The following is a 12,261-nucleotide window of genomic DNA, read 5'->3' as shown; positions in this document are numbered from 1 at the left end:
TGCCTCTCTTCCTCAGGAGTAAGTGAACGACAGAGCCCCGAAACCACAGTTGACATCTTAAAGGGCTGTTTAAGCAGTGCCTTACCACTTTTATAGTTTTTCGCTGGATTGTCTGCTTTACCGGTTTGGGCCAGCAACGGGAGGGCCAGTGGCAGCAGTGCCACGAGCCCCCAGATTCGTTTTCGATCCATGCCCTACTTTACCGACTTTTGCCAGGTAATGCTTTCCTTGAGATAGTCGCGGAGCTTTTCGAACTCCTCAACGCCCACCAGAGTCACTTTGAGCTGGCGGTTGGCGACGGCAAACGACTGACCTCTTAGCAACTTGCCCGACGAGTAGATTGAGAATTCCTGGCGCTTGCCCACCACGCCCATCTCAATGGTGCAGTCTTCGGCGAGGGCGTAGCTATAGCTGACAAGGCCTTGGTCTTTGCCCTGAATCTCGCGGTACTTCTGGATCGTGGTCTCCAGGAACTTGACCAGCCCATCAACTTCCTTGCTATCAAGGTACGCCGACGAGGTGTAGATCCCGACAGCATCGGTGCGGCCCCCGAGGAAGAACTCGCCGCTGTTGTCGGCCTTGGTGTCTTGAAAGTAGAGATAGACGCCGTCTTTGCGCTCCTGGCCCGCCTCAGCATCCACCGAGATTGCGGTGGCATTGGCCCAGCTCCTACCACGTCCACTAATTCGAACGGGAGCCATGCGGCGCACGGTTGAGGCACCCGGCGCTTCCAGACGCACACGGAGGTCGGAGGTATCTGCATGAACCCGAGTGGAGAGAAGTGGCAGCAAGAGAGCGGCCAATACGAAGAGAGTTTGTTTTTTCACACCTCAAGAAACGCCCCTGTTTCTTGAGGTGTGACAGAATCCTACTTTGCTTTTTTGGCGTAAGCAGAGATACCGCTGCTGGCGAGCGACTTGGCGCGACCATCGGCATAATCACGGTCTTGGCAGCGCTCGAAGACCACGGCCCAGAGTCCGGGCTTGAGGCCAGGGAACTTGCTGGTCTCGATCAGCTCCGAAGCGCCGTGACGTGGATTTTTCTTCAGCCAAGCTTCCGCCTCCGCACGGGTTTTGGTCGTAGGGCCAAGCACAAACCAGACGGCTTTATCGTCAATGAAGCGCTCGCCGTTAAAACGATAGAGTGCCGTCCGCTCTTTGCTTTCGTCGTTGGTCCAGCTCTCCACCAGCACCAGTTTCCCATTTTCTTTGCCGCTCATTTTGAGGTGGGAGTTCTCGGCAAACGAGAAGCTCTGAAGTACGCCCGGCTTGAGGATGCCCTGCGGGAAGACAATCTGCTTCCACTCTCCGACATCGCCCACGCCAAAACGAATCTGGAGCACGGGTATGGTCTTACGGCTCTCGTCCACCCAGGCGGAGTCCAGTGAGCTAGAGTTACCGTCTTCGTAGAACATCACGCTATTGACTCTCTGCAAAGGCGCAAGGCTCCAGAGCTCCGCATGGAACGGAGAGGAGGCAATGGTCGAACCGGGGCCAATGTCTCCCTGCTTGGTGCCCGGCGGGGGGATGCAGTAGAGGTGCAGTCCTATCGGAGCGCCTTTAGAACCGAGAGGCATGATCTTCCAGTCGAGCGAGAGCCCTCCTGACTTCATGGCTTTTAGAACCAGGCTAGGTGCTTTTTCTTGTCTCATTTTAAAACCTCAGAGTGGGGGCCGAGGCTCCCAAATTTTGCCAGGGTGCGAAGATACTCGTCGGGCAGGCCGATGTCCCAGCGCTCGCCGGAGAGCAAGAGCGCGCGGTAGTGGGCAGGGTTGCGCTTCCAGAGTAGCTCCTGGCCGCTGGTGAGCTGGAACTCGTTTTTCACACGCGTATTGGTGGCGATCAGCTCCCCGAGGCAGTCGAAGATCTCGGCGGTGAAAAGATGAATCCCAAAATGGCCCAAGTAGGTATTCTCGGCCAGGCCCTCGGTCTTGAGCGCCTGAACTTCTGTCACGCTCGGCTTTTCTTGGAGCGCCAGAATCTCGTAGAGGCCCGCTGTCTGTGTCGCCTTGCCCTTGATGATGCCGGTGACGCTCACCCCGCTCTCGGGCTCGACCCGCACGCCCGTCACCGAGCCGCCGGACTGCTCGCCCGCCGCGAGCATTTGGCCTAGCGGGTCGCCGGTGTAGACATGGTCGCCCAGGAGCAAGAGAGTCGGCTCGCCGTTTGCAAAGTCTTTTGCCTGGTAGACCGCGTGGCCAAAGCCTTCGGGAGACGGCTGCTCAACGTAGGAGATGCGCTCGGCCAGACCTGCCAGCTTCTCGCCCTCGGCTAGGAGCCAGTCTTTTCCGGCAAACACGGATTTTTCGTCGTCCGTGAAGGCGCGGAAGTGCTCACGGAACGCCTGTCCACCGCCGCTCTCGACAACAATGCAGATCTCCTCGATCCCGGCAACCACACAAGCCTCCGCAATCATCTGGATCGTGGGTTTCACCTGCCCATCCGTGTCAATCAGCGGGAGCATCTCTTTTTGAATCGCGCGGGTGGCGGGAAACATGCGGGTGCCGCGGCCTGCGGCAGTGATAACGGCTTTACGGGTTTTCATAGCTGCCCCGTGATCTCGACCTCTAAAGGGCCTTCTTCCGCCATGCCCTCAACGACGGCGGCAATTGTGCCTTTTCGAGAGACAATAAAGGTGGTCGGAATGGCTTTGACACCGCCGTAGCTCTCGATTACCTCGGGAGTGGCCAGGATATTAGGCCAGACAATCTGGTGCTCGGTGGTGTACTTGGCGATCTTGGGAAGCTCGTCATTGACAGCGAGCCCAATAAAAACGACATCTTTATCGCGGTATTTCTTCTCTAGTTTGATAAAGCCCGGCATCTCAGCACGACAGGGACTGCACCAGGTCGCCCAGAAGTTCACCACCACGACTTTCCCTTTGTAGTCCGAGAGCCGAATCTCTTTGTCCTCCGCCGTTTTTCCGGAGAACTCCGCTGCAGGCTGGCCCACGAAGCCGCTTTTATGGTAATCCGGGTTGCCCGGCGTGGTGACTAACTGGAGTCCGACTAAGATTGTGACGGCTACAATGCCGTAAAAAACAATCGGGGGACTCTGAAGCTTCAGAGATATCTCCCCCCTCCACCCTCGAAGGGGAGGATCGGTACGGGAATGACGTTTTCAAGCCTAAGGCGAGACACGAACTCGCACGGGTTGCCCCACACGCTTTTGAGGCGCGCATGTCTACCATTTCATCACTCCGGCTTACGAGTAGCAATAGCTACGGGGGGCATTATATCATCCCCACTGTGCCTCTTGGTAGAGGCGCTCGACAAGGGCAATGGTAGGAAGGGCCGTGGCACCATCGTAGAGGTCGGAGGCGGTATCCGCATCAAAGCGACGGCCGGAGCGCAGCGCTGTCAGGAAGGCGATATCGGGAGTTGGGATTCGGTAGAGAGCCGGGTCTGGTGTCTCTTGCGGAGAGCCTTCTTGCTTTAGATAGAGCTCCGCAGGCGCTCCCTCACGCTGGCACCAGCCTGCCGTCCCCCGCTCCCCAATGACCAGAATGCGCTCCTGGGTCTCAGGGGCATCGCCAAGCAGAGTCAGCTCTGCCCGCCCCCCACTCCGAAACTGCAAACGCACCGAGGCGCAGACATCCACGGCTGCAGACCCGCCCCGGTAGAGCTCAACCTGGGCTGCACTCACGGTCTCGGGAATCAGGCGTAGGGTCAGATCCAGCACAGATGCTCCCGCATCGCGCAAAAAGCCCCCTCCCTCACTCTCCTGCATCCGCCACGTGCGCCCATGCGCCTGAAGCCAGGGCTGGCAGCGTAGCACGGAGACGAAGCGCACCGGCCCAATCTTGCCCACTGCTGCCTGAAGAAACCGAGCATGACCTCGTGCGCGCCGCGTGTAGGAGACAAAGAGTGCAAGGTTCTTCTCTTTTGCTTTCTGTACCAGCGCCACCCCAGTCTCGTGATGGGTAACAAACGGTTTCTCACAGAGGACGTGAACACCTGCGTTTAATGCCGCTTCGATCTGGCTGGCATGACGGGCGTGGGGCGTGCACAGAACAATGGCATCTACCTCGCCAGACGCCAATAAATCTTGTTCGGAACGAAAGAGCTGGGGACGCTGCGGGAGCAGACGGGCAATGCGCGAGAGCGCCTCAGCATCCGGGTCACAGATGGCGACAATCTGGCCTCCCTCGGCAACGAGACGCTCGGCATGCACCGCTCCGACCGTCCCACAGCCCGCGAGCGCCAGCCTAGGCTCTGCCACTAAAGCCCTAGCTCCCGCAAGGCACTTCGGATCAGAGTCGCAGCACTTTCGGGCGTGTCGGCAACCGGTGTCGGAGCCAGGATCTCGCACGCAATGTAGCCCCCATAGCCCGCGCGGCGCAGGCCGTTTAAGAAACTCGGCAAGTTGATCTCACCGGTGCCTGGAACCACGCGCTGACCGTCTTTTGCACCCGCTGACCCCACGCCTTTGGGAGCGTCGTTGATATGCACATGCACGATCTGGCTGTCGGTGAGAGCCGCAAGCTCATCCTCGGTCACGCCTGTGGTGTAGCAGTGATAGGAGTCCACCAGCAGGCCAATATTGCTTAGTCCGATCTCGGCGATGAGCTCTAGGGTTTGAGGCAGTGTCCATACCGTCGGGTTTGGCCCCATCTGGTTCTCGCCGCCTGCCCTTAAGTGGTGCGGCCCGACCCACTCTAGCCCGAAGCGCACACCGTAGTCCGCAAAGACTTTTCCGATTTCCCGAAAGCGGGCCACGGTGCGCGAACGCCACTCGCCTGAGGCGTCGCTGGTAGCACTGGGCATCCAGGTGCAGCAACGCTCGCAGCCGAGCTGCTGGGCAATCGCCGCTTTCTCCGCGAGGGTCGCCATGCCGCTCTCAAACGCTGCATCGTCCTTGCGCCACTCGACTTCGAGACCAAAAGTCGCGGGAGAAACGCCCAGTGTGAGAAATTCCTCACTCATTGCCGTCGCCCCGCCCAGCTCGTCCGCGAGCCGCTGGGCGCTACTGATGCCAAAGTCTATTCCCGAGTAGTCTGAGCGTGACGCCAGCTCCGCAAACTCCAGCAGGCTCAGCTTGCCCGCTCCCAGTCCTGCGCCACAGAGTGAAAGTTGCATGGCTTTTGATTCGGCAAAGTATGCTACAATCCCTCTATGCCACGCATTGAAAACACGATTCTCATTCGGACGGGCCGTGATGCAACGATTACGATTGCCCGTGATAATGAGGCCTTTCCTGAGTTCATGGACGATGTTGAGTCCGTGAGCGTTCTGACCCGCTCCGACGACACCAAGACCCTCACCAGCGAGTGGGTGGGGATCGTGCCCAAGCTCAAAAAGCGCATCACCTGGATCGAGGAAGATGTCTGGGATCCCGACCAGGGAATCTTGAACTTCAAGCAAGTCAGCGGAGACTTCGATGAGTTTCATGGCACCTGGACATTTACGGAGATCGAGTCAGGGCTGACTAGGTTTGACTCCGTGCTGACCTACCGGCTGGAAATCCCGCTCGTCGGAGCGCTGATCAACGCGATCATCCACAAGACCATGCAAAACAATGTGGAAGCCACCCAGCAAGCCATCAAGAAGCGCTGCGAAAGCGGCGTGTAGAGCCGCGTGACCCTCCCTGACGACTACACCTTTGATGTGCCCGCCGCACAGCGCCAGCTTGCCGCTCTTGCTCTCAAAGACCCTGAGGCGTCGCTAATCTTGACCCTGGCTCAGCTTGGTGCCGGGGGCCTGGAGGCGGAGTCGGACATTCGGCTTAAGGCCACAGAGGCGGCGGCACTTCTGGAGCAAGTCGGAGAAGATCAGCGCATCGCAGGCAAGCCGATCTACGTGCTGCGCATTACCGAATGGCGGTCTGAAACGCCGCCACCGCCGCCTCGGGACGATCCGTAAAGGCGTAGACCTCCAGCGATTTGTCGTAGAGCGCCCGGCGCAGGATTAAGTGCTGTCGGCAGATGCTATCGTGGTAGAGCAGGTCGCGAAACAAAGTCGGGTGGCGGAAAAACGCCGCATCGTGGAGCTGCTCCGCTGCCGGAGTGAAGCGCCAGCCAAACTCCCCATCGGCGAGGAAGAAGTGCATGCACGGCGGCCCCTCAATCGGGGAGCAATCCGTGCCGCAGTAGGGACAGACCCAACCAGGTACAAGCACACCGTCAAAATACCGTAGCCAGAGACTCTGTGTCAAGCGCAACCAAAACCCTACCAAGAAAAAGTCGTGGCTCTTCAACAACTCTATGGACTATGAGCCGGTACAATAGGAATACGATGGCGCAGGAGCTGATAGATAACCGGAGTGCTTGGGAGAAGCTGGGGGGCACCGATGGCGGGGCACCCGAGGCTTTTGCCGCGCTGGTAGACGCCTTTTACGATGGTGTGGTTGAAGACGCACTTCTGCGGCCTATGTACCCCGCCGAGAGCGACCTCAAAGACGAGCGCGAAAACTTAGCCCTGTTTCTGATCCAGTATTTTGGTGGCCCAGCTCTCTATGCCGTCAAGCGCGGCCACCCTCGCCTGCGGATGCGCCATCAGCCCTTCAAGATAGGCCCGGCGGCCCGTGATGCCTGGCTCAGGCACATGGAAGCCGCCCTTGTCGCCACCGAGGTCGTCGCCCCTGTCGCCCCGGCCCTTCGTGCGTATTTCATCGAAGTGGCGCACTTTCTCCAGAACTCAGACACTGACTGAGATAGGGGATATACTGGGCCACCCCCGAATGCCAGCGGTGGCCGGTGGGTGAAAGGTCCCGGTGAATACCATGGGCGATAAATCTCCGAAGTCAGTGGGCAAGAAGGCAGGCCAGAAGCAGGGTAAAGTCAATGCCGAGCAGCAGAAGCGCGATAGTGCAGAAACGGCACGACAAGCCGCCGCCGTTCCCGTAAAAGCTCCCACAAAGAAGTGAGCACTCTTAAACGCCCCTCGCGCTGTGCGCGGGGGGCGTTTCGTCTTTTTAGGTAGAATGCTTCCATGACCTTGACACTTCTCTCTGACCTCTGGGATGACTCTTTCGCTGCGACTCTCGACGAGCCGGAGCTACTGCGCTACCGCTCGAACTTACTGGGCTCCGACCCGCGCCTGACGAACTTTGGAGGGGGCAACACCAGCGCCAAAGTCCCGATGCCCGACCCCGTGACGGGAGAGGCCGCGACCGTGCTCTGGGTAAAAGGCTCCGGCGGCGATCTGGGAACCATCCAGCGCGATGGCTTTGCGACGCTCTACCAAGACAAACTAGAGGCACTGAAAACACGCTACCGAGGCGAGGAGTTCGAAGATGAGATCGTGGATCTCTATCCACTCTGCGTCTTTGGCACCAACCCACGTGCCGCCTCTATTGACACCCCGCTTCATGCCTTCCTGCCCTTCCGACACGTGGATCATCTGCATCCCGACTGGGCCATTGCGCTGGCGGCATCGGCAAATGGGCCAGAGCTTCTCGAACAACTTCGCGCCGAGACGGGCCTGCATTTAGTATGGCTGCCCTGGAAGCGCCCCGGCTTTGAGCTGGGTCTCTGGCTGGAGAAGGCTATCGCCGAGAACCCGAACTGTGACGGGATTATCCTCGGCTCGCACGGGATCTTCACTTGGGGCGACGATGCCAAGTCGAGCTACCAGAGCACCCTGCGCGTTCTCGATCTCATCGGGCAGTTTGTGCTCAAGCACATCAATGAAGAGACGCTCTTTGGCGGGCAAGTGATCGAGACGCGCACGGATCGGCGCGAGCTTACCCGCTTTGTTTTGCCTGCACTTCGGGGCCGCAACCTCGTGCACTTCTCTGACTCCGACGCCGTGTTGCGCTTTGTGAACTCTGCGGATGCCGCCGCGCTCGCCGAGAAAGGCACGAGCTGCCCAGATCACTTTGTACGCACGAAAGTCAAGCCACTGTTGGTGAGCTGGGACGCCAAAAACGGCACGGCCATCGAGCTACTTGATGCGATTCGGCTTGCCCTCCCCAGCTACCGCGCGGACTACGCGGCCTACTACGAGCAAAACAAAGAGCCCAGCTCACCTGCGCTACGCAGCGCCGAGCCGAGTGTCGTGCTGATCCCTGGCGTCGGGATGCTCAGCTTTGGTAAGAACAAGCAAGAAGCGCGTATCACCGGCGAGTTCTACACTAACGCCATCCATGTGATGGAGGGCGCGACATCATTGGCTCCCCCATTATTGGGGGCGGGGGGGGCTGTGGACAACTACCTCTCCCTCAGCCCCCGTGAGGCGTTTCGGATTGAGTACTGGCTCCTGGAAGAGGCGAAGCTAAAGCGCATGCCGCCGGAGAAGGAGCTGGCGCGGCAAGTGGCGGTCGTGGTGGGAACGGGCAGTGGAATCGGGCGTGCGGTCGTGAATCGCCTGGTGAAAGACGGCGCTGTGGTGGTCTGCGCCGATATAAATCTCTCGCTGGCCCAGGAGACGGCGGCCCCGCATGGCGAGAGTGCTATCGCCGTGGAGTGCAATATCACGGATCGAGCTTCCGTGCGGGCGGCGATGGACGCGGCGGTGCTGGCCTACGGGGGGATTGACACGCTGATCGCCGTGGCTGCCGTGATCTTCTCGCCCGACGACACAGGCCGCATCACCGAAGCGCAGTGGCGCACGACCTTTGATGTCAACACGCTTGGGAGCTATCTCGCCGCCGATGAAGCCATGATGGTCATGCGCGAGCAGGCAAGCGGCGGCCAAGTCGTGCTAATCTCCAGCGCCAACGGCGTCGTAGCCAAGCAGGGCAGCTTTGCCTACGATGCCAGCAAGGCCGCGCTCAATCACTTAGTCCGTGAGCTGGCCGTGGCGGGTGGCCCGAACGGGATTCGTGTGAACGCTATCTCTCCCGCATCGGTGGTCTCCGGCAGCCATCAGTTCCCAAGGGATCGCGTCTTAACCTCACTGGCCAAGTACGGGATCACTTTTGACGAGAGTGAGGAAACCGAGGCACTCCGTGAAAAGCTCGCCGGGTTCTACGCCCAGCGCACACTCCTCAAAAAGCGCGTCACCCCCGAGGCCGTAGCCGAAGCGGTGTTTTTGCTCGCCTCTCCCACTCGCCTGCCACTCACCACCGGACAATCGCTCCCAGTAGACGCGGGCCTCACCGAGGCTTTTTTACGTTAGTTTTAGCGGGAATAGGAAAGCGTTTCTTAAGCCGATCCCAGACATTAAAAACAATCGGGCAGGTCGCACAGCTCTCGATCATCATCAGTGTCCGTGAGCGGAAATTTCGGTCTTGGAGATAGGGAAAGTCACGGCACGCCTGAGGACGATCTTCATAGACCGTGCAGCGGTTACCGTCGCCCAAGAACGAGCAGGGGGTGGAGAGAAAATGCTTCACCCCATCGGGGGCCACTCCCACATATTGCTCCGCAAAAGCCTTTGTCGAAACTCCAAGCCTTCGAGCAAGACGGACGATATCTTTATCGTCCACCACGATTTGCAGGGTCTTACAGCAGTTCCCACAGGTTAGGCAGTCTATTTGCCCCCACACCTCCGTGGTCAATTCCGTCACCACCCCATCAAGCTCCGCATTCGAAAGTGGCAGGCGCACTTTGAGATACTCTCGAAACCGATAGTCCGTCTCCTCATTCTGACGTGCATAGCGACGGATACGCGGTAGTTCCCGGATCAAGCCAGTAGCATCCGGGAGCCCTGAATCCTTCATACCCCTTCGTTCCCTAAACTCTCTTCATAATCCTGCATGGAATGATATGCTACAATGCTAACACCTATTGTATTCCCCTATGATCTCATAACTATGTTAGCTAACCCACTAAAAGAACCAGACACCTTTGAAACTCATGAAGTAAATACTGATGCATCCTCGGGAGCGAAATCAATGGTTGATCGTCACCATTATCATGGTAATCACCTCGATTTCCAAGCGGATTCAAGGATGATTGATTGGGCTGAGGAAGACGTGGATCTTTGGTGTGGCAACCCACCTCACGGAGCTTTTGCAGCCAAGGGGAGACGGTTTTGAGGAAGGCAGCTTTTTTTGTATCAAGGATCTCCAGTGAGCGAATACTAGAGTTTCAAAAACATATATTATATATATGTGGTTGCATTTTCTCTTATTTTTAAGATAGTTCTAAAAATAAATTTCCATATGAAAAATTTACTTGAAATAATAAATAATAAGTATAATCATTTATTACTATCTCGCAGGGGATTTTCAATTTGTTATACTAAATTTGCATCCTGACTTTGATGTTTTATAAATTTGAAAAGGCAAAAAATGAAAAATAAACATATACCTGATCGTTTGGAAATTTGCATTGTTGCTTCACGATGCTGTACTGCTATTGGCGGGCAAGAGATTTACAATCGTCAATTAGGCGACTTTCTTTCTTTAAATCATGATGTTGTTGGGATATCAAGGTACAAAAATAAAAAAAAGCCTGGAGTTTTTGAATTTGATGAATTTGAAGAATCTGATCCTATTCTACGAGAGAATTGGAAAATTCACTATATTAGGCCGCGTGGAATACTAAAGCCATTATTGGCTAGATTAAATTCTTTATATACACGTCCAAATTTTCATAAAATAGCACTCATGATTTTGAGAAGCGCTTATGGACAAGGCATCAGGAATATTCTATCAGAAAAAATAGATGTTGTACATTATATTGGTGCCGGGCGAGATGCGCTCTCCGATGTTGCTCTAAGTGAAGGAAGAAAAAAAGGTGCATTGATTGCTGTTACACCTTCGACACATCCTGGTGCATGGGCAGATAGTCAGTTAGATATTGATTTTTATAATAGAGTTGATATCGTTTTTGCTTTATCGGAATATGAAAAAAAATATCTTAATAGTAAAGGTGTTAAATCAGATATTATCACTGTATATCATGCGCCTGGATTTACAGAGGTTGGTGATGGTGAATATTTTCGAAGTAAGCATGGTATTGATAAAAAGAAAATCGTTCTTTTTGTTGGAAGAAAACAAAAATATAAAGGCTACCATACACTTTGTACAGTTATGAAAGAAATTATCAAAGAATTCCCTGATGCAATACTGGTCTCTATTGGCCCAGATACTGAGCCTCCTTATCCTATAATAGGTAAAGAAAATCATTTAGATCTAGGTAGAGTGTCTGATCAAGATAAGGCTCATGCTTTTGCTGCGGCAGATATTTTCTGTATGCCTTCTGATGCCGAAGCATTTGGGATTACATATATTGAGGCTTGGGCAAATGGTTTGCCTGTTATTTCGGGTAGCGCTCCCGCAGTAAAAGAACTTGTTGAACATGGAGTAAATGGTTATAGTATTGAAAATCAAGATAATCATGATCTTTATAAATATTTAAAAATCTTGCTAATAGATGATTTACACAGAAAAAACCTTGGCATGGCAGGTAAACTAATGGTTAGTAATAAATATAATTGGAATAAAATTGCAGAACTGTATGTTGATGCATATACTTCAAAAATGAAGGTATTGATCTCTCGGTAATGCTGTAAACTCTCTTTATGACAAATCGCGATTGGCAGACCGAACGGCGACTCCAAGCCGTTCGATTGTACCAGAAAGGCTGGCAACAGAAGACGATTGCCGAAGCTCTGGGAGTGACCAAAGGAGCCATCAGCCAGTGGATCACGAAGGTCAAAGACATTCCGCAAGAACAGTGGCCCGAGACACTGCGAGTCAAAGTCAGCCCCGGACGACCTCCACGCTTGACAGAGGAGCAAAAGAAACAGATCGCGACTCTCGTTGAGCAAGGAGCAGAAGCCTGTGGCTTCACCGGTGATGTCTGGACGGTCAAACGTGTCAAGGCAATGGCCAGCAAGGAGCTTGGCATCAAAGCGGGGGCAACCACGATTCGCAACGCCCTGATTGAGGAAGGCTTTTCGGTTCAAAAGCCTCAGGTGGAGGCTAAACAGAAACGTAAAGCTCAAGTGGATGGCTTCCGTGGTGGATGGGCCAACCTAAAAAAGGGGCAGTCCGAAGCGGAGCCAGCATCGTCTTTGTAGATGAATCGGCGTTCCGGTTGTTGCCAAGTGTGGTTCGCACTTGGTCACGAAAGGGAGAGACTCCCAGCTTGAAGACTCCCTGTAAGTACGAGCATCTCTCGGTGGCTGGTGCTTTGACTCTCTCAGAACCTGTGTAAAAATTCGCCTCCCCTGCCGATATTTGGGGTATGGAACGTGTTTATGACAGCGATTTAACCGATGCTCAGTGGCTCCTCATTCAGCCATATTTTCCTGAGCGTGACCCATCCAAAGCAGGCAGACCCAGGGAATTCGAAATTCGAAGCATCCTTAATGCCATCTTCTACATCAGTAAAACAGTCCTCATGAAGATGCTTCACCACAGAGCATGA

17 protein-coding genes and 1 tRNA gene are annotated in these 12,261 nt (G+C 55.1%); 8 read left to right on the top strand and 10 right to left on the bottom strand.

Annotated elements, in window-relative coordinates; translation table 11 throughout:
* The 8 genes from RMO15_RS06315 to RMO15_RS06280 all read right to left on the bottom strand — a co-directional run.
* Positions 1-191 (bottom strand): hypothetical protein (locus RMO15_RS06315; RefSeq protein WP_309709382.1); only part of this gene is annotated, 191 nt, incomplete at its 3' end.
* Between the two features lie 3 nt (positions 192-194).
* A complete protein-coding gene (locus RMO15_RS06310) occupies positions 195-827 on the bottom strand; it encodes a hypothetical protein (protein WP_309709380.1) in 633 nt (210 codons plus the stop codon).
* 41 nt (positions 828-868) lie between these two features.
* Positions 869-1,651 (bottom strand): hypothetical protein, encoded by a 783-nt coding sequence (locus tag RMO15_RS06305; RefSeq protein ID WP_309709377.1) that lies wholly within the window; start codon positions 1,649-1,651, stop codon positions 869-871.
* On the bottom strand, positions 1,648-2,544 hold the full coding sequence (locus RMO15_RS06300; protein ID WP_309709374.1) for a sugar phosphate nucleotidyltransferase: 897 nt from the start codon (positions 2,542-2,544) through the stop codon (positions 1,648-1,650). Before RMO15_RS06300 ends, RMO15_RS06305 begins: the two co-directional genes overlap by 4 nt.
* Positions 2,541-2,951, bottom strand: a complete 411-nt coding sequence (locus RMO15_RS06295; protein ID WP_309709371.1) for a TlpA disulfide reductase family protein — start codon at positions 2,949-2,951, stop codon at positions 2,541-2,543. The genes RMO15_RS06300 and RMO15_RS06295 overlap by 4 nt, the downstream gene beginning before the upstream one ends.
* Before the next feature lie 170 nt (positions 2,952-3,121).
* Positions 3,122-3,204 (bottom strand) — tRNA-Leu (locus tag RMO15_RS06290).
* Between the two features lie 32 nt (positions 3,205-3,236).
* Positions 3,237-4,220 carry a Gfo/Idh/MocA family oxidoreductase gene (locus RMO15_RS06285; RefSeq protein ID WP_309709368.1) on the bottom strand — a complete coding sequence of 328 codons (984 nt, stop codon included), beginning with the start codon at positions 4,218-4,220 and terminating at the stop codon, positions 3,237-3,239.
* A complete protein-coding gene (locus RMO15_RS06280; RefSeq protein WP_309709366.1) occupies positions 4,220-5,077 on the bottom strand; it encodes a sugar phosphate isomerase/epimerase in 858 nt (285 codons plus the stop codon). The genes RMO15_RS06285 and RMO15_RS06280 overlap by 1 nt, the downstream gene beginning before the upstream one ends.
* A 36-nt stretch (positions 5,078-5,113) precedes the next feature.
* Here RMO15_RS06280 and RMO15_RS06275 point away from each other — a divergent pair, with 36 nt between their 5' ends.
* Together RMO15_RS06275 and RMO15_RS06270 are read left to right on the top strand one after the other, a co-directional pair.
* Positions 5,114-5,569: an SRPBCC family protein gene (locus tag RMO15_RS06275; protein ID WP_309709362.1), complete on the top strand. Its 456-nt coding sequence runs from the start codon at positions 5,114-5,116 to the stop codon at positions 5,567-5,569.
* A 6-nt stretch (positions 5,570-5,575) separates the two neighbouring features.
* On the top strand, positions 5,576-5,860 hold the full coding sequence (locus tag RMO15_RS06270) for a hypothetical protein (RefSeq protein WP_309709359.1): 285 nt from the start codon (positions 5,576-5,578) through the stop codon (positions 5,858-5,860).
* Here RMO15_RS06270 and RMO15_RS06265 read toward each other — a convergent pair.
* The gene (locus RMO15_RS06265; protein ID WP_309709356.1) at positions 5,808-6,116 is read right to left on the bottom strand and encodes a hypothetical protein; all 309 of its coding nucleotides are present in this window, start codon (positions 6,114-6,116) and stop codon (positions 5,808-5,810) included. The genes RMO15_RS06270 and RMO15_RS06265 overlap by 53 nt on opposite strands.
* Positions 6,117-6,232: 116 nt before the next feature.
* On the opposite strand from RMO15_RS06265, the gene RMO15_RS06260 reads away from it, so the two are divergent.
* The 3 genes from RMO15_RS06260 to RMO15_RS06250 all read left to right on the top strand — a co-directional run bounded on the left by RMO15_RS06260 (position 6,233) and on the right by RMO15_RS06250 (position 9,058).
* Positions 6,233-6,649 carry a hypothetical protein gene (locus RMO15_RS06260; RefSeq protein ID WP_309709353.1) on the top strand — a complete coding sequence of 139 codons (417 nt, stop codon included), beginning with the start codon at positions 6,233-6,235 and terminating at the stop codon, positions 6,647-6,649.
* 61 nt (positions 6,650-6,710) lie between these two features.
* Positions 6,711-6,863, top strand: a complete 153-nt coding sequence (locus RMO15_RS06255) for a hypothetical protein (RefSeq protein WP_309709350.1) — start codon at positions 6,711-6,713, stop codon at positions 6,861-6,863.
* 65 nt (positions 6,864-6,928) lie between these two features.
* Positions 6,929-9,058 (top strand): bifunctional rhamnulose-1-phosphate aldolase/short-chain dehydrogenase, encoded by a 2,130-nt coding sequence (locus RMO15_RS06250; protein WP_309709347.1) that lies wholly within the window; start codon positions 6,929-6,931, stop codon positions 9,056-9,058.
* Here RMO15_RS06250 and RMO15_RS06245 read toward each other — a convergent pair.
* Complete coding sequence (locus RMO15_RS06245) at positions 9,036-9,602, bottom strand: YkgJ family cysteine cluster protein (protein ID WP_309709345.1); 567 nt, start codon at positions 9,600-9,602, stop codon at positions 9,036-9,038. The two genes, RMO15_RS06250 and RMO15_RS06245, sit on opposite strands and share 23 nt — an antisense overlap.
* 573 nt (positions 9,603-10,175) lie before the next feature.
* Between RMO15_RS06245 and RMO15_RS06240 the strand changes: the two genes are divergently transcribed.
* From RMO15_RS06240 to RMO15_RS33190, 3 genes are all read left to right on the top strand, one after another.
* Positions 10,176-11,393, top strand: coding sequence for a glycosyltransferase family 4 protein (locus tag RMO15_RS06240; RefSeq protein ID WP_309709342.1), 1,218 nt, complete (start codon positions 10,176-10,178; stop codon positions 11,391-11,393).
* A gap of 17 nt (positions 11,394-11,410) precedes the next feature.
* The gene (locus tag RMO15_RS06235) at positions 11,411-11,911 is read left to right on the top strand and encodes a helix-turn-helix domain-containing protein (RefSeq protein ID WP_309709339.1); all 501 of its coding nucleotides are present in this window, start codon (positions 11,411-11,413) and stop codon (positions 11,909-11,911) included.
* A gap of 167 nt (positions 11,912-12,078) precedes the next feature.
* Positions 12,079-12,261 (top strand): transposase, encoded by a 183-nt coding sequence (locus tag RMO15_RS33190; RefSeq protein ID WP_369016085.1) that lies wholly within the window; start codon positions 12,079-12,081, stop codon positions 12,259-12,261.

This window comes from Armatimonas sp. (genome assembly GCF_031410135.1).
GTDB lineage: Bacteria > Armatimonadota > Armatimonadia > Armatimonadales > Armatimonadaceae > Armatimonas.
The sequence above is the reverse complement of the archived record's forward strand: the minus strand, read 5'-3'. Positions and strand labels throughout refer to the sequence as shown.